At 58.3% G+C, this 18716-nt stretch carries 36 protein-coding genes, 3 tRNA genes and 1 pseudogene; all 40 read left to right on the top strand.

Annotated features, from left to right (window positions below):
* Positions 1-162 precede the first annotated feature (162 nt).
* The 40 genes and pseudogenes from VB144_11785 to VB144_11590 all read left to right on the top strand — a co-directional run bounded on the left by VB144_11785 (position 163) and on the right by VB144_11590 (position 18713).
* Complete coding sequence (locus tag VB144_11785; protein MEA4884310.1) at positions 163-705, top strand: hypothetical protein; 543 nt, start codon at positions 163-165, stop codon at positions 703-705.
* Between the two features lie 18 nt (positions 706-723).
* The gene (locus tag VB144_11780; GenBank protein MEA4884309.1) at positions 724-942 is read left to right on the top strand and encodes a hypothetical protein; all 219 of its coding nucleotides are present in this window, start codon (positions 724-726) and stop codon (positions 940-942) included.
* Positions 943-1066: 124 nt separating this feature from the next.
* Positions 1067-1306, top strand: coding sequence for a hypothetical protein (locus VB144_11775; protein ID MEA4884308.1), 240 nt, complete (start codon positions 1067-1069; stop codon positions 1304-1306).
* Between the two features lie 165 nt (positions 1307-1471).
* Positions 1472-2110 (top strand): host-nuclease inhibitor Gam family protein, encoded by a 639-nt coding sequence (locus tag VB144_11770; GenBank protein MEA4884307.1) that lies wholly within the window; start codon positions 1472-1474, stop codon positions 2108-2110.
* A gap of 3 nt (positions 2111-2113) precedes the next feature.
* Positions 2114-3181, top strand: a complete 1068-nt coding sequence (locus VB144_11765) for a hypothetical protein (GenBank protein MEA4884306.1) — start codon at positions 2114-2116, stop codon at positions 3179-3181.
* A 10-nt stretch (positions 3182-3191) separates the two neighbouring features.
* A complete protein-coding gene (locus tag VB144_11760; GenBank protein MEA4884305.1) occupies positions 3192-3560 on the top strand; it encodes a single-stranded DNA-binding protein in 369 nt (122 codons plus the stop codon).
* Entirely contained in the window at positions 3544-3978 is a 435-nt protein-coding gene (locus VB144_11755; protein ID MEA4884304.1) for a hypothetical protein, read from the top strand. The genes VB144_11760 and VB144_11755 overlap by 17 nt, the downstream gene beginning before the upstream one ends.
* A 151-nt stretch (positions 3979-4129) precedes the next feature.
* The gene (locus VB144_11750; protein ID MEA4884303.1) at positions 4130-4462 is read left to right on the top strand and encodes a hypothetical protein; all 333 of its coding nucleotides are present in this window, start codon (positions 4130-4132) and stop codon (positions 4460-4462) included.
* Between the two features lie 95 nt (positions 4463-4557).
* On the top strand, positions 4558-4815 hold the full coding sequence (locus tag VB144_11745; protein ID MEA4884302.1) for a hypothetical protein: 258 nt from the start codon (positions 4558-4560) through the stop codon (positions 4813-4815).
* The gene (locus VB144_11740; protein ID MEA4884301.1) at positions 4812-4967 is read left to right on the top strand and encodes a hypothetical protein; all 156 of its coding nucleotides are present in this window, start codon (positions 4812-4814) and stop codon (positions 4965-4967) included. Before VB144_11745 ends, VB144_11740 begins: the two co-directional genes overlap by 4 nt.
* Positions 4968-5059: 92 nt before the next feature.
* Positions 5060-5923 (top strand): hypothetical protein, encoded by an 864-nt coding sequence (locus VB144_11735; GenBank protein ID MEA4884300.1) that lies wholly within the window; start codon positions 5060-5062, stop codon positions 5921-5923.
* Positions 5916-7229, top strand: a complete 1314-nt coding sequence (gene dnaB, locus VB144_11730; protein ID MEA4884299.1) for a replicative DNA helicase — start codon at positions 5916-5918, stop codon at positions 7227-7229. The genes VB144_11735 and dnaB overlap by 8 nt, the downstream gene beginning before the upstream one ends.
* Positions 7226-7417 carry a hypothetical protein gene (locus VB144_11725; GenBank protein ID MEA4884298.1) on the top strand — a complete coding sequence of 64 codons (192 nt, stop codon included), beginning with the start codon at positions 7226-7228 and terminating at the stop codon, positions 7415-7417. Before dnaB ends, VB144_11725 begins: the two co-directional genes overlap by 4 nt.
* The gene (locus tag VB144_11720) at positions 7380-7847 is read left to right on the top strand and encodes a hypothetical protein (GenBank protein MEA4884297.1); all 468 of its coding nucleotides are present in this window, start codon (positions 7380-7382) and stop codon (positions 7845-7847) included. Before VB144_11725 ends, VB144_11720 begins: the two co-directional genes overlap by 38 nt.
* Complete coding sequence (locus VB144_11715) at positions 7810-8382, top strand: hypothetical protein (GenBank protein ID MEA4884296.1); 573 nt, start codon at positions 7810-7812, stop codon at positions 8380-8382. Before VB144_11720 ends, VB144_11715 begins: the two co-directional genes overlap by 38 nt.
* Entirely contained in the window at positions 8382-9503 is a 1122-nt protein-coding gene (dnaN, locus tag VB144_11710) for a DNA polymerase III subunit beta (GenBank protein ID MEA4884295.1), read from the top strand. The genes VB144_11715 and dnaN overlap by 1 nt, the downstream gene beginning before the upstream one ends.
* A 63-nt stretch (positions 9504-9566) precedes the next feature.
* Positions 9567-10076 (top strand): hypothetical protein, encoded by a 510-nt coding sequence (locus VB144_11705; GenBank protein ID MEA4884294.1) that lies wholly within the window; start codon positions 9567-9569, stop codon positions 10074-10076.
* Positions 10076-10243, top strand: coding sequence for a hypothetical protein (locus VB144_11700; protein MEA4884293.1), 168 nt, complete (start codon positions 10076-10078; stop codon positions 10241-10243). The genes VB144_11705 and VB144_11700 overlap by 1 nt, the downstream gene beginning before the upstream one ends.
* 2 nt (positions 10244-10245) lie before the next feature.
* Positions 10246-10449 (top strand): hypothetical protein, encoded by a 204-nt coding sequence (locus VB144_11695; GenBank protein MEA4884292.1) that lies wholly within the window; start codon positions 10246-10248, stop codon positions 10447-10449.
* A complete protein-coding gene (locus VB144_11690) occupies positions 10443-10646 on the top strand; it encodes a hypothetical protein (GenBank protein MEA4884291.1) in 204 nt (67 codons plus the stop codon). Before VB144_11695 ends, VB144_11690 begins: the two co-directional genes overlap by 7 nt.
* Entirely contained in the window at positions 10643-10957 is a 315-nt protein-coding gene (locus tag VB144_11685) for a hypothetical protein (GenBank protein ID MEA4884290.1), read from the top strand. Before VB144_11690 ends, VB144_11685 begins: the two co-directional genes overlap by 4 nt.
* Positions 10945-11310: pseudogene (locus tag VB144_11680) on the top strand (DUF5131 family protein). Before VB144_11685 ends, VB144_11680 begins: the two are co-directional and overlap by 13 nt.
* Positions 11293-12552 carry a DUF5131 family protein gene (locus VB144_11675; protein ID MEA4884289.1) on the top strand — a complete coding sequence of 420 codons (1260 nt, stop codon included), beginning with the start codon at positions 11293-11295 and terminating at the stop codon, positions 12550-12552. The pseudogene VB144_11680 and the gene VB144_11675 overlap by 18 nt, the downstream one beginning before the upstream one ends.
* Complete coding sequence (locus VB144_11670) at positions 12552-12737, top strand: hypothetical protein (protein MEA4884288.1); 186 nt, start codon at positions 12552-12554, stop codon at positions 12735-12737. The genes VB144_11675 and VB144_11670 overlap by 1 nt, the downstream gene beginning before the upstream one ends.
* Positions 12738-12762: 25 nt before the next feature.
* The gene (locus tag VB144_11665) at positions 12763-13155 is read left to right on the top strand and encodes a hypothetical protein (protein ID MEA4884287.1); all 393 of its coding nucleotides are present in this window, start codon (positions 12763-12765) and stop codon (positions 13153-13155) included.
* Positions 13142-13813: a hypothetical protein gene (locus tag VB144_11660; GenBank protein ID MEA4884286.1), complete on the top strand. Its 672-nt coding sequence runs from the start codon at positions 13142-13144 to the stop codon at positions 13811-13813. Before VB144_11665 ends, VB144_11660 begins: the two co-directional genes overlap by 14 nt.
* Positions 13806-14015, top strand: a complete 210-nt coding sequence (locus VB144_11655; GenBank protein ID MEA4884285.1) for a hypothetical protein — start codon at positions 13806-13808, stop codon at positions 14013-14015. The genes VB144_11660 and VB144_11655 overlap by 8 nt, the downstream gene beginning before the upstream one ends.
* 20 nt (positions 14016-14035) lie before the next feature.
* Complete coding sequence (locus tag VB144_11650) at positions 14036-14353, top strand: Lar family restriction alleviation protein (GenBank protein ID MEA4884284.1); 318 nt, start codon at positions 14036-14038, stop codon at positions 14351-14353.
* Complete coding sequence (locus tag VB144_11645; GenBank protein MEA4884283.1) at positions 14350-14715, top strand: SLOG family protein; 366 nt, start codon at positions 14350-14352, stop codon at positions 14713-14715. Before VB144_11650 ends, VB144_11645 begins: the two co-directional genes overlap by 4 nt.
* The gene (locus tag VB144_11640; protein MEA4884282.1) at positions 14703-15080 is read left to right on the top strand and encodes a RusA family crossover junction endodeoxyribonuclease; all 378 of its coding nucleotides are present in this window, start codon (positions 14703-14705) and stop codon (positions 15078-15080) included. The genes VB144_11645 and VB144_11640 overlap by 13 nt, the downstream gene beginning before the upstream one ends.
* Complete coding sequence (locus tag VB144_11635; protein MEA4884281.1) at positions 15080-15367, top strand: hypothetical protein; 288 nt, start codon at positions 15080-15082, stop codon at positions 15365-15367. Before VB144_11640 ends, VB144_11635 begins: the two co-directional genes overlap by 1 nt.
* Positions 15367-15771 (top strand): hypothetical protein, encoded by a 405-nt coding sequence (locus tag VB144_11630; protein MEA4884280.1) that lies wholly within the window; start codon positions 15367-15369, stop codon positions 15769-15771. The genes VB144_11635 and VB144_11630 overlap by 1 nt, the downstream gene beginning before the upstream one ends.
* A 29-nt stretch (positions 15772-15800) precedes the next feature.
* Positions 15801-15962, top strand: a complete 162-nt coding sequence (locus tag VB144_11625; protein ID MEA4884279.1) for a hypothetical protein — start codon at positions 15801-15803, stop codon at positions 15960-15962.
* Positions 15963-16147: 185 nt separating this feature from the next.
* Positions 16148-16699 (top strand): sigma factor-like helix-turn-helix DNA-binding protein, encoded by a 552-nt coding sequence (locus VB144_11620; GenBank protein ID MEA4884278.1) that lies wholly within the window; start codon positions 16148-16150, stop codon positions 16697-16699.
* A 199-nt stretch (positions 16700-16898) separates the two neighbouring features.
* Positions 16899-16976: transfer RNA gene (locus tag VB144_11615), tRNA-Pro, on the top strand.
* Positions 16977-16982: 6 nt separating this feature from the next.
* A tRNA-Met gene (locus VB144_11610) sits at positions 16983-17056 on the top strand.
* 4 nt (positions 17057-17060) lie between these two features.
* Positions 17061-17135: transfer RNA gene (locus tag VB144_11605), tRNA-Ile, on the top strand.
* A gap of 490 nt (positions 17136-17625) precedes the next feature.
* The gene (locus VB144_11600) at positions 17626-18099 is read left to right on the top strand and encodes a hypothetical protein (protein MEA4884277.1); all 474 of its coding nucleotides are present in this window, start codon (positions 17626-17628) and stop codon (positions 18097-18099) included.
* Positions 18081-18236: a hypothetical protein gene (locus VB144_11595; GenBank protein MEA4884276.1), complete on the top strand. Its 156-nt coding sequence runs from the start codon at positions 18081-18083 to the stop codon at positions 18234-18236. Before VB144_11600 ends, VB144_11595 begins: the two co-directional genes overlap by 19 nt.
* Before the next feature lie 297 nt (positions 18237-18533).
* Positions 18534-18713: a hypothetical protein gene (locus VB144_11590; protein MEA4884275.1), complete on the top strand. Its 180-nt coding sequence runs from the start codon at positions 18534-18536 to the stop codon at positions 18711-18713.
* Positions 18714-18716 lie beyond the last annotated feature (3 nt).

Genomic DNA, 18716 nt, shown 5'->3' with positions numbered 1-18716 from the left:
CTTATTGAACACGATAAACGGATGCCAACTGCGGTCGAGATCGACAAACTAGCCCGCGCACTAGGGGTAACGCCTAACGACATACTTTGGCCCATTGACTCTAGCATACCGGCCTAGCACTATTGCGCACAGCGTGCGAGGGCGAAAGGAGGTTATCACATCATGCGCAAGACACCGATGGCTGTAGCCGTTGACCTGCGTGAGCGCAGGCAACAGGCGCGAATGACTCTGGCGCAGATGTGCGCCGTAATGGATGTCCTAAATGAGCCGCACGTCAGCGCGATTGAGGGTGGCAGCCGTGCCATCACCATGGAGCGCGGGATACGTGCGGCTCATCGCGTTGGTCCGATCACTGTGGAGGTGGACGGCATGATGGCCGTCATTGTCCCGGTGCAGCGAGTTCCGGTGTCACAGACCGTTTTGGGACCAGGCGAAGCCGGATGGATCGTGAGGGAGGAGATTCACGAGGCGGAGGAAGCTCTGCCCAAACTCGAAGCCGCGTTCTTGCAGCGAGACAGGCTGGAGTTAGTGCGTGCGACGGGGCAGGTGGTGTCAGACCTGGCCCATGCGCTGGGACTGCTATCTGGAGCGCTAGATGCTTTCGATGTGACCATTCGGCGTGATGCAGACGCCCATCATCGCGCCAAATTGGCGCGCAAGTTAGGGGCAGACCGGGACGTTTGTCTGTTCGAGACTGGAGCTTGACGAGGAGGCATGACAGCTATGGAGATCCGCTACAAGCCATTTACCGTGCACATCACATCACAGCGCTCTTGTGTGCGGCGCTACGTGTGTCGCAGGGCCACCGAGGAGCAGGCGATCCATGCGGCGGACAAGCTGCTCAAGGGTGCGCCTGGAGCAGTCGTGGAGATCTACCGGGATCGCGGCAGCCGTGACATGGAGCTGGTGTCAGTCCTCGGTGGATACCAGCGAGCGAGTTAGGAGGACACATGCACAGAGTATTGACAGTCATGATGATGGCGGTTCTGACGCTCGCACTCACAGCGATAGCGCTAAATCTACAGGAGATGAGCCGTGAGATACACGGCGAGAGGAGGGACAGGCAGTGAAGACGACATTCTACGTGTCGTCCGATGCGAAGCTGGCTAGGGCGACAGTGATCATGCCGATCCCGGATTACCCAGGTATGGCACCATTCATCAGCCTCGACATCGACGGGGCATCGCTCTATCTTAGCGCGGCGCAGGCATGGCAGATCGCCGATCAGCTACGATTCGCCGCTGCTGACCTGGAGCAGCGCATGGAAAAGCCGCCGACAGATGCACCTGTGGCGGCAGTGGCGTAGGCTCGCAAGACCGGGCCACGCCTCCAGGGTATCACGGCGTGGCCCGACACGCAATGGAGGGACAGGCATGTATGAGCTGATCACATTGATCCTAGCGGCGTTCACAATCACGTTATACGTGTTGTTCGGGTGGGCGATAGGCCGCAGCGAGGGGAGGCATAGTGCATGAGTATGCAGGAGTTGGATATTCCCCAGTTCTCTGCCGATTTGCTCGATGGACCTGACATTCCCGATGCTCCAGCAGAGGATACGCCGGAGGATGAGCGGGAGCAGGTCGAGACGCGGAGAGCGGCGTTCACGGTTGACGGCGTCGAGTCGGCTACATGGTGCATGCGCAAGCTCGCACAGCACCGCAAGCGGTTCAACGAGTTCAAGATTGTTGCTGATGTGGAGATCCGGCGGGCACAGGCGTTCGTCGAGCGGCAGAACATGCTGATCGAGGCCGAGCGCGCGAAGCTCCAGCGTGAGGAGGACTTTTTCACAGGTAAGCTCGCAGAGTTCTACCTGCCGTTGCACGAGGTTGAACCGCGGATCAAGTCATTCAAGACACCCGCGGGCACATTCGCAATCAGGCAGCAGCAACCCGAATTCCAGCGTGACGACGTGGCGCTGTTGGGTTATCTCAAGGTCAACGACAGAACCCAGTATGTTGAGGTCACCGAGAGGCCCAAGTGGGCCGACCTCAAGAAGGTCGTGGATGTAACCGGAAACCGGATCGTGCTCCGGGACACCGGCGAGATCGTCGAGGGTGTGACCGTCATCGGGCGGGGACCCAAGCTTGTTGTCACGACCGAGGAGGTGTAGCGAGTGGGAACAGAGCTGGCCCGCACTGATACCGCCGCTGTGATGGAGCGGGTGTTGATGGTGGGCGATCTGTCCAAGCTCAGCGCAGCAGAGCGTGTCAGCTACTACTTGCAAGTGTGCGAATCGCTGGGGCTTAATCCGGCGACGCGGCCCTTCGACTACATCACTCTGCAAGGGAAGATGACGCTCTATGCTCGCCGCGATGCTGCCGACCAGCTGCGCAGGCGCGACAAGATCAGCATCACTATCACGGCGCGTGAGAAGGTCGATGACGTTTACGTGGTGACTGCACGGGCGACTACACCCGACAGACGCACAGACGAGGCCATAGGCGCGGTGCCTTTGGCTGGACTGCGCGGCGAGGCCCTGGCCAACGCTTTTATGAAAGCGGAGACCAAGAGCAAGCGGCGAGTGACGCTCTCTATATGCGGTCTGGGCTTTACCGATGAATCCGAAGTGGATTCCATCCCCGGTGCGCAGCGGGTGCAGGTGTCCGATGATGGCGAAATCATCGACTTACAGAGCAAGCCTGCCGCCGAAACACAGCCCACCCCACAACCCACAGCGCAAACAGCGCCCAAACCTACGGCACAATCCGCGTCTCAGTTATCCGGAAATCCCGGAGAACTCGTGCTGCCCTTCGGCAAATACAAGGGGCAGAGCCTGAGCGATACATGGGCCAAGGATAGCGGCTACGTGCAGTGGCTCGCCGACAAGGCGCAGGATGAGCAAGTCAAACTCGCGGCACAGACGCTACTACAGGGACAGGCCCCACAGCCTGCGCAGGCAAGCGGGCCTAGCGAAGCACAGCTCAAGCGACTCTTCGCCATGGCCAATGGCGTTCACGTGACCAACGAGGAGATCAAAGGTTACATCAGCATGCAGTTTGGCGTAGAGAGCACCAAGGCACTGACCCGCGAGCAGTATGACGAGACTTGCGCATGGATCGAGGGGCACCAGGCGCAGCCAGCCCCTGCCGAGCCCGTCGATGACAGTTGGAGCGACGAGCAGCTAGAGCCACCTGCGGATGACACATTCGGCGATCAGTGCGGCCAGTTGCCGCTAGGCTAGGAGGTGCAGCATGAACCAGGTATGCCTAATCGGTCGGCTGGGAGCCGACCCGGAAATGAGAGCCACACAAAGCGGTATGAGCGTGGCGCGATTCAGTTTGGCCGTAAACCGCAACGACGAGGCCAAGACCACTGATTGGTTTGAGATCACCTGCTTCGGCAAGGTGGCTGAAACAACGGCGCAGTACATGAAGAAGGGCTGCCAGGTGGGCATAACAGCCCGCTTGCAGGTAGAGAAGTGGCAGGATAAGCAGACGGGCCAGAACAAAAGTCGAGTGGCCATCATCGCCGGCCAGGTGGACTTCCTCTCTCGTGCAGGCGAGAACAGCCAGGCTGCACAGAGTGCGCCGCAGGAGGGCTATGATGCCGTGCCGTTCTAGTTGCCCGGCTGGCGATGCCTCGGAGTGCTATCGCCAGGTTGATTGTGAGGACTGCGTGAAGGCCCGCGAGGAGACCGCGCCCGAGGCGTTTTGGCGCATTGTGCACAAGAAACGGCCTGACGACGCAGTGGGATGGATGATAGGCGGCACCGCTGAGGAAGTCCGCGAATGGGCCGTCGAGGAAGGCTATATCGAGGCTAGCGAGGAGGTATCCATCATTCGCACGGACATGATTGGCGTGCTGGATACGGCGCTAGAGTGCACCGTGTGGGGCGATGAGAATCTGTCCGACATTCTAGAGTTCGTGAAGGAAGCCATCGAGAGGCTGCGAGATGTTGCGCACAAGGCGGAGCATGACCCCCTGATCGATCCGGGCGACCTACTCAATGCTGTGAAGCAGTTCCTGGCAGGCAGCTAACCCCGCACCGGCGGCGCAAGCGGCAGATCGCCGCTGCTGAGCGGATGATAGCGCTCATAAAGGCTACACACGGGTTGGGACCGGAAGAGCCGGTGGAGTTTGACGGTATAAAGGAGCCCGAGACCATTCCCGAGCCAGAGGAGGAATAGTGATGAAGAATCTAGCAACGCGCAGGAGTGAAGCATGGACTGAGCATGGCAGGGACCTGTATTGTCCGCATAGCCCAGACTGCAAACCGTGTTCTACCGAATGCTGCGCCCACTACAACCCCGACACCAATGAGTGCATCCACGTCGAGGCTGCCCAAGCGCAGGTGCGGGCTGCAGAGGCGCTAGAACGGTTGGTGACAGCTCGTAATGAGCCGGAGGACCTCAGGATTGAGCTGGAGGTCGCCAAAGAGATGATCCGTGTTCTTGAGGCCGATAACCATGAGATCCGGCTACGCAACGTCGAGCTTGCGCGGCTGGCTGGTAAAGGAGCATAACCCCTCCGCCGGCGGCGCACGGCGAGAATGAATACCCCTGCAGCAATTACTGCCCGTCGCGCCGGACGGGCTATCGGGAACAAGAGGTGAGCGCTATGTATAACGGGTTTGTAAACATCGCCAAGCGGGGCGATCCGAAGCTCCTTGTGCGCCCCGAGGCTATAGTGAGCATCCAGCAGGGAAAGCTGGCAACATTGGTGGGTATTGGCGCAGGTGGGCAGATCACGCACCACGAGTCGAAGGCCAAACCCGAGCAGATAGCAGAGAGAGTCGCACTAACCCTGCGCCGTTTAGAATGGCAGCGACTAGAGATCGAGGCAGCGTTCGAGGCCACAGGAGAGGTGTATGAATGAACACCCTCAAAGAGCATCTACGAGAGCTATACCGCCAGTGGGATACCGAGATGAGCATCTTCGATGAGCTAACTGACCAGGCGCTTATCGACGCCAGCATCTACCGCATCAAGGCGATTGATGAACAGATCAAGGCGGCGAGAGCAGCATGAAATCGCACGAATTTGGAACGAGCCGGGAACGAGGACAGAACGAGGACAGAACGAGGACAGAACGAGTAATGGCGTAGAGAGGAACAAAAGCCATGACCTATGAGTGGTGCCGACTCTACAACAAGATCATGGATAATCAGGCCATGCGCGGCATGCCGGGCGACTGGTTTAGGGCTTGGATCTTCATGATGGTGCTGGCTAATAAGTCCTCTGAGCGGGGCGTTATCCATGTGGCCGACACGGACGGACTCGCCAGTTTGTTGTGCATTCGCGCCGAGGATCTGGAGCCATTGATGAAACGGCTCGCCGTCGCGGAGATGGCTCAGTGGCGCGAGGACGGCTCTATCGAATTAATCAACTTCCGCGAATTGCAGTACGATTACCCTTCGACGCGACCGGAGGCTGTCGCCAAACGGAAAAGCCGCGCAAAACAGCAAACGCAGCCTACCAGCGAGAACGAGCCGGGAACGAGGACAGAACGAGGACAGAACGAGGACAGAACGAGGACAGAACGAGGTACAGAGTACAGATGTACAGATAGTACCCCTCTATTGTCTCCCCGTGAACGGATGGACTTCGACACGTTTTGGGCGGCGTATCCATCGCGACAGCGGCAGAACCGCAAAGGAGCAGAGGACGCATGGGCGCGGCTAATCCATACCGCCGATGACAAAGGCAACGCCCCAGACCCTGCGGAGATTATTGATGCGGCTCGCAACTACGACAAAGCAACAGCGAGTAAAGTGCCCAAATTCATTCAACTGGCTGTTAATTTCCTGGGCAAGCACACATGGGAGGACTACGTTCACGGCATTCCGGATGCGGACAAGCCTGTTGAGAGCGCGACTCCCGTTGGTCGCTACATCCCCAATGCCGAGGAAACCCGCCGCCGATTGGATGCGGAAGAAGCGCTGAAGAGGCAGATTTGGGGAGAGGAGGGTGAAGCCAGTGGATAGAGTCCCTCCACAATCCCTTGAGGCAGAACAGGCGCTGCTAGGATCTATGCTCCTTGACAAAGATGCAGCGGAGAGCGCGCTGGAGATAGTTACTGCAAATGACTTGTACCACGATGCTCACCGACAGGTATATCAGGTGATTGCGGCGCTTTGTAGGGCAGGAGAGGCCATTGACCTCATTACCGTGACTGAGCGCCTGCGAAAACAGGAATCGCTGGAGCAGGTCGGCGGCGCGTCATACATCAGCACCTTGGCAAACTCGGTGCCGTCATGGTTGCACTGGGAGGACTATGCCAAGATTGTTTTGGAGAAGAGCAAGCTCCGGCGAGTGATCGCGACGGTAGCGGAGGCAGCAGAGCAAGCCTATGACGGCAATCTCATTGCCGTGGACACCCTGCAGGCCGGGGCGGTGGAGCTGGAAGGCCGAGACTTGCGGACGGGGCCGGTGCCGTATGCGGATTCGCTGCTTAGAGCATTCAATGAGATCGAGGAAAGGTGTCGGAACAAGAATCCCATTGTCGGGATACCCAGCGGGTATATTGACCTCGATCACTACACCGCGGGCTGGCAGAAAGGCGATCTGATCATAGTGGGAGGTCGACCGAGCATGGGCAAGAGCGCGTTCGGGCAGTGCGTAGCTGAACACGCAGCTAAACAGGGATATGGAGTGTTGTTCATTACGCTGGAGATGACTCCTGAGAGCCTGATGCAGAGGGCCATTGCCCGGGTAGCGCGAGTGTCGGCGGACAGACTGCGGAAAGGTTTGGTTCAGGATCACGAGTGGACGCGTATGTCGAAAGCTTTGGGCGAGCTATCGCAGTTCAGGGCATGGACGTTTGGGCCTGTCGGACCTAGTCCAGTCCGCATCAAAGCGGCGGTGCGCAAACTGCAGCGAGAGGGAAGGTGCGACCTGGTGGTGGTGGATTATTTGCAATTATTGAGCTCCGAGGTTCACCCTGATCAGAGACAGCTGGAGATAGGCCAATACACGAGGGCATTCAAGTGGCTGGCGCTGGAATTCAAGGTTCCCGTGATTGTTCTCGCACAACTCAGTAGGGCCGTCGAGGCTACCGCCGATAAGCGCCCGCAACTCCAGCACCTGCGCGAGTCGGGCAACATCGAGCAGGATGCAGATGTGGTGCTCTTCCTCTGGCGCGAGGATTACTACAAACCGGAGACAGACCGCAAAGGCATTACAGAGGTCATCATCGCCAAGCAGCGTAATGGCCCAGTGGGCACAGTCGAGCTGAGGTGGAATCCCGAGTTTGTGAGCTTCGAGAACCTCGAAAGGCGGGTGCCAGCATGAATTGGACGCTACAACAACGCGAGTATCTGTGCGCCGAGGAGTGCCGGCAGGCGATGCGCGACTGGCGGGCTGGCAAGATAGGCAACCAGGAGCTCATATGGAGAACATGGCGGGCGCAGCAGCGATACGGAGTAGGGGAGGCATTTGGCGATGACATACGACGAGATCATGAGTCTATCGGGGCGTGAGCTGGATGCGGCAGTAGCGGAGCATATATACGGGCGGGAGATAGAATGGCGCGATAAGGTGACAGGGAGATCGCCGTTTTGCCGGGATAAGAGCTCATATTTGTTTGGGGTGCCGTTATACTGCGAGCACGCTGCAGAGGCGCTAGACATTCTGAAACTCGTCCTATCCCATGACAATGCAGCGCGCGACACATTTTTCCCGGCGCTATGGTCACAGGCAGGCATACCCGAGTGGTTCAGCGTGCCGATGGACGATGCCCAGCTGGCCCGCCGATGGTGTGAGAGGGCTCTGACCTCGCTGGTTCTGGAGGACAGGTTGTCAGAGGCGATATGTAGGGCAGCAGTGTATGCCACGACGCGACCCTGGTGGACTGTGGAGGAGACCGCGGCGGATGAGGAGGGCGAGCATGGCGGCGACTTGGAATCTTGAAGCAGAGCGCATACTCACCGACTACTACCCGGCAGAGGGCGTGGTTGGCGTGCAGCGGCGACTAGCCGATATAGGCACCCACAGCACATACGAGGCGATCAAGAGCAAGGCATACAGACACCATTTGTATTTTCGCGACAGCAAGGAATGGGCAGACGAGGAGGACGCCATCATCCTCCGCGAGTGGGAGCACGGTGCGTTGCACACATTGCAGTGCCTACGCGCAGCTGGTTATGGGCGCCAGATGAAGGACGTCCTGAAACACGTAAGGAGCATGAGAGATGCGCAGGTGCAGGTGCCGCAAGGCGCACCGCGCAGCCCACGGACGCCGCTCAGTGAGCGCGACTTGGCTAGACTGCGAGCGATAGAGTACATACTCGGCGCGGCATGGAAACGTGCTCAGGCTGGCGAGTTGCTGCACCCCGATGGGAACCGCATGAGTATCCAAGATGTAATCGCCTTAGTGCTCGAAGGCGCGCACGCCAAACCAGCAGCGTTCGAGGCGGTAGCGGATGAAATGGAGGCGATAGCGTAATGAAACTCTCGGTGTCCACGATTGCGCTGCAACAGGCGGTCGGCGTAGTGTCCCGAGCAGTGAGCCATAGCGCGAATATTCCCATAGTAACCGGGATGCTGATGACAGCAGATGGCAATGGGCTGATGCTGACGGGATACGATCTGGAGATGGCCATCGAGACGCGCATACCCGCGACCGTCGAGGAACCGGGCGCAATAGTCGTCCCAGGCAAGCAATTTGAGGCCATCACTAAAAAGCTTCCGCATCCCGAGGTGGTTATCACCGCACAGAATACGAGCGCGATTATCAAGGCCAACAAGTCGAGATTTACATTGCAAACCATGGCGGTGGAGGACTACCCTGCGCTGCCCGAGGCCAGCGGCAAGTCGCTCACCATACCCGGCGATAAGTTCTGCGCAATGGTGCGCAGGGTGGCGTTTGCCACAGCAACAGATGTGACGAGGCCGGTCATGGCAGGAGTTCTGACCACGTTGGCAGACGGCAAGATGGCCATGGCGGCCACCGATTCATTCCGCATGGCCGTGCGCCGAGCAAGCATGGATACCGAGGAGTCGGTGAGCACAATTCTGCCTGCGCGGTTTCTGAGCGAGATCGAGAGAATATCTGGCGCCTTTGTGCGACTCATATTGGGTAACCAGCACGTGCAGGCCACCGTAGGCGAGACACGGTTTATCGCTCGCCTGTATGAGGGTGCATACCCAGAATGGGAGCGAGTCATGCCCGACCAGGCCAAGGTACAGGCATGGATCACGGTGGAGCGTGATACCCTGCTCAGCGCAATCGAGAGAGTGTCGCTGATGTGCGAGGACCAACTGGCGCCCATGCGTTTCACCCTCGACGAGGACACGCACGACCACCTGCTGGTCGAGGCCACGAACCCGGAGATAGGCAATGCGAAAGAGGAGCTGAACATCGTCGGCGATTTCCAAGGAAATGATCCCACTATGCAAGTATCGCTCAGGCCGTCATACCTGCGCGATGCCCTGCGGGTGATGACGGGCGACGTGCGGATAGGTTACACGGGCATTGGGCATCCCGTGCTAGTGCTCGACCAGGGCGATCCCGACTATAGTTACGTGATCATGCCGATGACCACTAACTCAAGCCCACGCCAATAACCGTGTGAAACGGTGGGCGTAATTGTGTTGCAGGGTCGAATTATGAAATAAGGGAGTGGTTCAATGGCTGGCTATACATATCGTCCACTAGCAGATGTATGGATTCTGGCGCGGACCAAACAGCACTACTACGGCGCGTATCCGGGCGGGTTCCTGTGGCGGGCGAAGGCATTACTGCCGGGGGAAATGTGCCACATGTGCAGCGGGACAGTTCGAGGCGATTATACTGTTGATCTCAATCCCGCGATGGAGCCAAGCCTGGTGGCAGATGCACGGGACACGGGGTTGCCAGCGGAGAGCTTCGAGGCGGTCCTGATCGACCCTCCATACACACCAGAGGATGCGACGCAATACGGGTACGAGTATCCGGAACCAAAGGACTTGCTACGAGAGGCGTGGCGGTTAATCAAGCCGGGCGGGCGTGTGGGGATACTGCACTACATTGTGCCGCGTCCACCGGCAAAGGACGCGCGACTGTTGGCTCTGGTGTCGGTGGTGGTGGGGTTCGGCAATAGGGTCAGGGTGTTCACAGTGTTCGAGAAGCCCAAAACGGTAGATGTGGAGGCTGCATAATGCCCAAATTTACCAACTGTGCGGATTGCCTTAACTTTCGCCCACTATACACTCGCGGCGAACCGGTATGCAGTCAGGGCGCGGAGTTCAAACTCAAACCCCTCGAATGGGAAGCGGTGCAGGAGGGGCGCATGAAGTGCCGGCTGAAACCGGAGGAGGTGGCATGACCATGGACACAAGACGAGCGTTATCGGGCGCCATCGGTATATACCCCAATGCGCGTGGTGATTGGTCGGCGGTCGTTATGATCAGGCGCGCGAGAGGGGCTTACAGCTGGTGGCCAGAGTATTTTGTGCACGGCGATTCTGCTGAGGCCGCTCTGGCAGCACTCAAACAGGCTGTGGCTGAAGGCGAGGAGGGGTGGACGTGGTAGAAATTGAGCGGGCCATAGATGTGGGCATCTGCATGGGCGTCAGTTGGGACAGCTGGGAGGCGGTTACTATGGTAAAGCGGCAACGCGGGACATGCCTGATGTGGGCGAAGTATGAGGGGCGCGGCGGTAACCCTGAGGCGGCGCTCGCTGCGCTCAAGAAGGCAGTTGCCGAGGGTGAGGAGGGGTGGAGCTGGTGAACGAACTCAAAGAGGCGATTGATACAGAGCCCAGACCAACAGTGGCTTGGTTCGCGCAACTGATGGAATGCAAACTCAGGGCGCGCGACTACAGAGGCGGTTGGGAGAACTGCACGCTCCAATACCTAGTTGGTGGGATGACAGAAGAGGTCTTAGAACTGATCGGAGCTATGGACGCGATCCTGACCGACGATGGGCTGACTAACCTATACGCCGTCATCGAAGAGGCGGTTGATGTGGCGAACTACTGCATGATGCTGGCGGACGTGGCGCAGGCACAGATTCGGCGCGAAGAGGGGTGGAGCTGGTGAACACGACGTCAATCAGCTGGACTGAGAAAACTTGGAATATAGTAACGGGCTGCACGCCGGTCTCCGAAGGCTGCGCGAATTGCTATGCCAAGCGCATGGCTCAGCGCCTTCGGGGCAGGTGTGGATACCCGGCGGACGAGCCGTTCAAGGTAACGCTGCACGAGGACAAACTGAAGGAGCCGCTGAGGATGTGGAAACCGGCGAGGATTTTCGTATGCAGCATGGGCGATCTGTTCCACGATGATGTGCCGGATGAGTATATACACCGGGTATTCGCGGTGATGGCGTTGTGTCCTCAACACATATTCATGGTGCTCACTAAGCGACCGCAAAGGATGCGAGAGTATCTCTCTGATTCAGCGACGCCATTCCGAGTCGCCAGAGCCATTGACTCGACCGGGGTGGCACGTGAGACAGCCGATATGGTACTTGAAACACGTCCCGTGCCTGGTTACGAGAACTATCTTGTTCGCAATGATGGCGTCATCTTCAGTCGCCATGGAAGCGGCGCTTGCGTCAACTGCGGTAATAACACTACGGGATATGCGAAACGGCGCTACTGCAGTCAGAAATGCAAAGAAAAGGCCCAATACATCGAGCGAGTAGGCAGGCCTTTACCCTTTCCGCCCACACCTACACCAATGACTCCGATGCCGGGTGAGGATGGGCACATGCGAGTTATGCTCTACCGCGAAGGTATCGGCTACCGGGAATTGGTCCATCGACTTGTCCTAACCGCCTTCGTGCGACCTCCCCAACCCGGCGAACAGGCGTGCCATAGGACCGGTGATCCCACAAATAACGCCCTGCCGAACCTGAGGTGGGGCACACAGCAAGACAATTGGCAGGACCGGATTAGGCATGGCAATGGCCATTCTCACGGTGAGGTGTCCTACATTACTCCTCCTATCAGTTGGCCGCTGTCGAATTGTTGGGCAGGTGTGACCGCCGAGAATCAGGCCAGAGCCGATGAGCGGATACCACTCCTCCTTCAAACACCTGCGGCGGCGAGGTTCGTCAGCGTGGAACCGATGCTGGGACCGGTGGATCTTTCATCCTGGCTACCGCCATTTACTGATTGCGATCACTATAACGGCGGCTGCACCAGACCCGAAAATCCTTTGGCGGAAACTCGTGATCCTTCATCGCGCCCGGGAATTCTGAGTTGCACACCTTCTGCCTGCGTTTTTGGAAGGCGAGGTCTGGACTGGGTAATTTGCGGCGGCGAAACGGGCACCAACGCCCGACCCATGCACCCCGACTGGGTTCGCAGTCTGCGCGGCCAGTGCCTGGCGGCACGTGTGCCCTTCCATTTTAAGAGCTGGGGGCAGTGGGCTCCTGAGCGCGACACCTTTGACGAGATCATGTCGGGCGAGACGACGTGCCCGGTGTGCGGCTGCACTGACAGCCATGCCTGTGAGGGTGGTTGCTATTGGATCGTGGACGCCGACTACCGCGACCGGTGCAGCCAGTGCGCAGGGGTTAAGTCGCATAGGTGGCCCGATGGGTCATACAGTTACCGCGTCGGCGCGGCACTGTCTGGTCGCCTGCTCGATGGGCGCGAGTGGGACGAGTATCCGGAGGGGACGGAATAGTGAAGGTGTGGAAAGTGGAGCTATTTCCGGGCGCGAGCACGTTGTGCACGGAGAACTTAGCGTTTCTTATGCAACTGCTTGAGGCAGACCTGGAGGACTCAGAGGTCGGCGACGAGATCACAATCAAAGTCCGCGAGATGACCCAGGAGAAATACGACAACCTGCCCGAATGGGATGGGCCGTGAGAGACGATTATGGAGGTGAACGCCAATGACTGACCTACCTGGATGGCTACAGGAGATTCGAGACCGGGCCGACAAGGCGCGAGGACCGTGGTGGGTAACGACAACAAGAGACGAAAGAGGCAGGTCGATGTATGAGGTTACGACTGCCCCTTGGAAACATGCGCCAAACGTATTCCCGTTGTCGCAGGCTTCTATGGAGAATCTTGTCTCCCACCCCGACGTGCCCCGCCTGATCGCACTGGTCGGGGAGATGGCGGAGGTGCTGGAAGCGTGCATGCCGGACGAGTGCTATGGCGGACTGGCTGAGCGCCTAGAGGATTGCGGAGAGTGCGAACTGCAAGACGGTTGTGAGCGTCATGAGGCCCTGCGTGCGCTGGGGATGTATTACGGGGAGGCATCGAGCGATGACCGAGACTGAAACGGGCATCCTGGCATGGCATTTTCTGCATGATGACCATAGACTGCAGTTTCCGCCGCACACACTGGTGGAGACGGGACAGACATTACGAGTCGAACCGCCGCTGAAGATGTGCGAGCACGGGTTACACGCAAGCATACGGCCGCTGGATGCGCTCGCTTTCGCGCCCGGCTCGATAGTCTGCCGCGTGGGGCTTGGCGGTGAGATTCTGGACGGCGACAGACTCTGCGCCTCAGAGCGCACTGTGCTATGGATGGCGGATGCCACGCGCACTCTGCATGAGTTCGCTTGTTGGTGCGCGGAACAGGCGCTGGAACGGGAGCGTGCCGCTGGATGCGAACCTGACCCCCGCAGTTGGGCGGCGATAGAAGCAAAACGTGCGTGGCTACGCGGCGAGACGAGCAACGCAGCGCTGGATGCTGCGCGGAAGGCTGCGGTTGCTGCTGCGAAAGCTGCTGTGTGGGACGGTACGGAGGCTGTTGCGTGGGCTGTTGCGTGGGCTGCTGTAACAGCCTCGCCCGGGAATGCTGCGTGGGCTGCTGCGTGGGATGTTGCGTGGGCTGCTGCGGAGGATACTGCGTGGGAGGCGCAAAACACGGAGCTAGAGCGCAGGTTGATGGAGCTAGAGCCGAGGGAGGGAGAGAAGAGCGGTGAATGAGCTTAAAGCTGACATCAAGCTCAGGCGTATATATGACCTCATACCTGAGTTAGAGGATTTTATGGAGGAGACTGGCTGCCCGATAGAACAACCCGGAGCTCCGAGGACGTTAATTGGGTGCGCCACCTGCTACGGGGCCGACTGTCTGGCGCATCCCGCTGCCAGAGCGCTCCGGGCGATGCTCGGATTCGACGAGGAGTAGAAATTGGGAGGTGGATGGTGATGAGTGAGCTGAAACCCTGCCCCTTCTGCGGCGGCAAGGCCCAATACCTCTCTGCCCGTACAGAGGAGCGCAGTGGGGTGATGCTCCACACAGTGTGCTGCACGGTATGCGGTGCGAGCACTAGAACGTGTAGCAACCGACAGCTAGCGTGTGCCGTGTGGAGCAGGCGGGTGCAGGCGGGGTACGAGCGGAAAGAGCTTCCGTTTGGTGCGCGGAAAGGCGACGGTACAGACGCGATATTCTGTGGCCCGGCCGGGGATTTGGGGCCTGCCGAAGTGACAGCCGTGCTGAGCGAGCGGGAGGAGGCAGGGGAATGAAGCTCATCATCGCAGGCACTCGTAACGCAGCAGATGCCGCCGATGAAGTTTGCTGTGCAATATGCGAATTCGAGTTGGCGTATGATGTCACCGAACTGGTCAGCGGCGCGTCGGGCAATGTTGACTTAGCGGGTGAAGAATGGGCACGAGAAAACGACATTCCCATCAAGCGTTTTCCTGCCGACTGGGACAAGCACGGCAAGGCGGCAGGCCCTATTCGTAATCGCGAGATGGCAGAATACGCGGACGCGCTCTTAGCTGGGTGGGACGGCGAGAGCAAGGGCACGGCGAACATGATCCTAGAGATGCACAGACAGGGCAAGCCGGTATTCGTGTGGAGGGTGAGCGAGTGCGTATCGTAGTTCCCGGCACTCCAGTGCCCAAGGCGAGAGCGAGGACAGTCACCCGGGGCAGCAGGACACACAGCTACACGCCCGAGCGAACGAAAGAGTGGGAGGAGACGGTGCAATGGATTGCAGCCCAGCACCGTCCGCCATCCCCACTACGAGGCCCATTAGCCGTCGCAATGACATTTTACCTGCCAAGACCGAAAAAGGGCAAGCGAGAATATCCGAGCGTGAGGCCGGATATCGACAATTACTGCAAGACCGTGATGGATGCGTTGAACGGCATGATATGGCAGGATGACGGGCAGATCGTGCAGCTAGAGGCTATCAAACAGTATGGCGATCCGAGGGTTGAGATAGAGATTCGGGAGGTGGGGTAATGAGCGCCGTTGAGGAACTGTGCACTAAGCTTATGCAGGCTCGTGTCGCTTTAACCGTCATAGAAACTTGCGCTGGATATATTGGCGCAGCCATGCGCGATAACAAAGAGATGCTGGATGGAATTCCGAGAGATGAGCGAGCCGAGCTACTTCCGCTGGTGATAAACAGCATGATACAGAGCATGGAGGCTATGGCTGCGACAGCGCGAGGCGAAAGCGGGCAGATCAATGTGGAGGCCATCTTCAAGCAGGCGCAGGACAAGTTCAAGGGCGGGGAGGCGGGATGATGACAACGCGAGAGCGGCTAGAGGCGATGGTGCATGCCAGCCTGCAGACTCCCGTTGACTGGTCGCCGGTGGCCGGATACTTGGAACATCTGGCCAAGCAGATTGGCAGCGGCGAGTTCAACATTCATGAGGCCACTATCTGTTTTGGCGGAGCGCAGGAGGAAAACGGGGAGACGCATTTCAATGGCGGGGCTTCGATTGTGCTGCATGGAGCGGATCGCAGTCTGCGCAAGCAGTTTGATGAGTTCGTCCGGCAGAATCCCGAGTTGAAGGTAGACCTGGGTAGATTGTGTTTCCGGGTGCCGGCTCTGCCTACACAAGAGCCGGGGCGATTAACGTATAGGGCGATGGCAGAGTTAATGGACGACCGCCGCAGGCACGAGGGACATGGAGCGCTGAGTTAGGGGAGGGACCTATGGAGGCCGACCGACGAATGATCGAGGTGAGTGCAGACGACATGGCCGTCCTGGAAAAATACCACCGTGCCAGGGCGGCTAGGTACGCGACGCTCACTTTCGAGATTCAGGATGGGTGGCCGGTCGGCGGAGACATAAAAGAGAAGTTCAAAATACCCCCCAAAGGAGGGGCGGCATGATACGAGTCCATGTCTGTAAAGTGCATGTTGAGCTGGTAATACGCAAGACTCCAATATCAGACAGCGACTCGTAAGGCGAGATACAACTACATAGTGTCCTGAGCTGACCGGACAACCGGAGGCCAGAGCAATCCCTTTCGAGGGAGTTGTTCTGGCCTTTTTTATTTGCGAAAGGGGCAAGAATTATGGAGTTTCAATCCAAGGAGCAGTTCATTGGCGACATGCCAGAGCAGTATACCGCCACCATCAAGGGTATTCGGAAAATGATTGCGGTTAGAGAAAAGCAGCTTGCAGAGTGTGAGGACACTGCCGTTGAAGGCGCAAAACTTGCTGGGCAGATTGTGATCCTCCGTGACATGCTAGACGACATGACCCGTGCCAAACGTACGGTGGAGGGTTATTACGCCGGAGACAACTGCGATGATGCCTACACATGCATTAGGCGCATGAAGGCATCGAAGCACGCCAACGCAAGCTATGAGGCATATCTGCTGATGGAGGCGACTGATAATTCAGACTACATACGAGGACTGAAGCGGGCATTGCGCAGTTGCATCAAAAGCAGTCTCACCGATAAGCAGCGCAAGGCATTGATTTGGTGTGAGTATCGAGGGCTTACGCAGGAGCAGACGGCTCAGAAGTTGGGTATATCCCAAGTGATGATTCACAAGCATTTAGGAGCCGCTAGAAAGAAAATTGGGAAAAAACTTTCAGCAGTAGCCCAAAACAGGTTATAAAATGCGCCTTCGGAGCCATATATGAGGGGCAATTTACGCCCATGTGTAAGGCCCGGGAAAAACGTCCTTGTGACGACCACGCCTAGATTGTGTGGCCGGGCCTATAAATTTCGGGCGCGGTATGGTTTCGACGGAGCCGAAAGCCGAAGCGCACGGCACCGGAGCCGAATTCGACTCTCGGCGCGTCCACCAGTTTTGCCTGAGTGTAGCGCAACTTGGCTAGCGCACCTGCCTTGGGAGTAGGGGGTTGCACGTTCAAATCGTGCCGCTCAGACCAGTTTGTCGCAGGGTAGAGTAACGGCAACTCACGAGGCCCATGACCTCGCGATACGGGTTAGATTCCCGTCCCTGCAACCAGTATTGCGCGATAGCTCAGCGGCAGAGCAGTCGGCTGATATCCGACCGGCCGGAGGTTCGATCCCTCCTCGCGCAACCAGTTTTCCAGTGCGTGAGCGCCGACACGCCGCTGGCAGTTGTGCCACCAGAATAGGGGATCGCGACGGAATGTTCCCGAATAGGGAGCAGGCTCCTGACGGAGCTGGGAGGAAAGGTTCCGCCCTGAAGGTGGCCATTATACCGTACGACATGGGGTGCTGGGTCACCTGAGGTGGCCGACCATGCAACGGTATCCCCCGCTTGTCGCGGCGGGAGGGCATGTGGTGGGACCGTCAGCCAACAGCCCGTAGAGAATTGGACGGCTGCGACACCAGCACTGGGCGGGGCGGCAAGAAGGCCGGCCTCGCCCATGCTGGGATAAGGAGTGACGGCGATGTTGGCAGAGATAGAACGCATGTGTGCGAATGGCCAGATCACGGTCGGCTTGATTTTTGCCGCAGTGTGTGTGCTGATGTTTATCGGTGCAGTGCTGCTCGATTGCGCGGAATGGCTATATCACACGTGGCGGCATTGGCGGCGAGGAGACTATTATGGTTGCCCATTCGACGACTAAGCCAACGCCAATGCGTTTCATGGTCCGCTACGATGCCGACTCAATAGAATCGCTGGAGCAGATCGGGCGTGTGGCGTTTCGTAGCGGTCTAGTCAATTGGCTTGCGCTCGAAGCTGATGAAACGGATGCGCAGCGGATAGCGCAGGTGCCCGGAGTGCTTGAGGTGTATCCAGAACGAGAGATAGTCTGGTGTGGTGATGGCTCGTGGATGACGAGGGAAACCCACCAGTACAAACTCAAAGCAATGCGCGAACTGCTGCCCGAAGCAGAGGCAAGCCTAGCGAGGTTGCATGAACAATTGGGCGGCAAACCCGAACTACTGTCCATCTACGAACCTTCGGCGCGTGAACTGATACGGAGAGTCAAGGCAGAGATTGAGTGGTTGGAAGGCTTGGAAGGCCAGGAGTCGGAATGGCCAGGGAGGGAGCAGCAATGTTCAGGATCTGCGTGATCATCGCGGGCTTTGTATTCGTGGCGCTGGCCCTGCTCAATGCGACTCGCCATATTGGAGCCTACTTGCATACACAGAATGCTAAAGGGCCGATGGAGCAGCGCATACGACACGCCAAGTGGATATGGCGGGCGTGATGCTGCCTAAGCCCCAGCGCCTACGCGACAAGCGAGCCATCGAAGCCGTGAGGAAGCCATGGTGCGAGCTGTGTGGGAGGACAGGCATGAGGCTAGAGGTGCATCACATCATCACCAAGGGCAGCGGAGGCCCGGATGACTGCTGCAATCTTGTGTGTTTGTGCGCCGAGTGCCATACGCGGGTTCATGCAGGCAACATCAGCCGCGAGATGCTGCAGAGCATCGTAGCCAGGCGCGAAGGGATCACGCCAGATGAGGCCGAAGCGGAGGCGCGGGAGCTGACGAGGAGGGCGCACTGTGGCTATCGAGTTCATAGCTTCACTTCCCCCGATACAGAGCGCCATCAGCCTTTCAGGTGACGAGAACGGGGCGCGGGTGAAGCTGGACATACCGGAGCAATACCGGATTGAGATCATGAAGCTGTCAGCCATGGGGGGCATGGCACTGAAGGTAATCATAGAACCGTTGGAGGAGTGATCG

The organism is Clostridia bacterium, from assembly GCA_034926675.1.
GTDB lineage: Bacteria > Bacillota > DTU025 > DTU025 > DTU025 > JAYFQW01.
The sequence above is the reverse complement of the archived record's forward strand: the minus strand, read 5'-3'. Positions and strand labels throughout refer to the sequence as shown.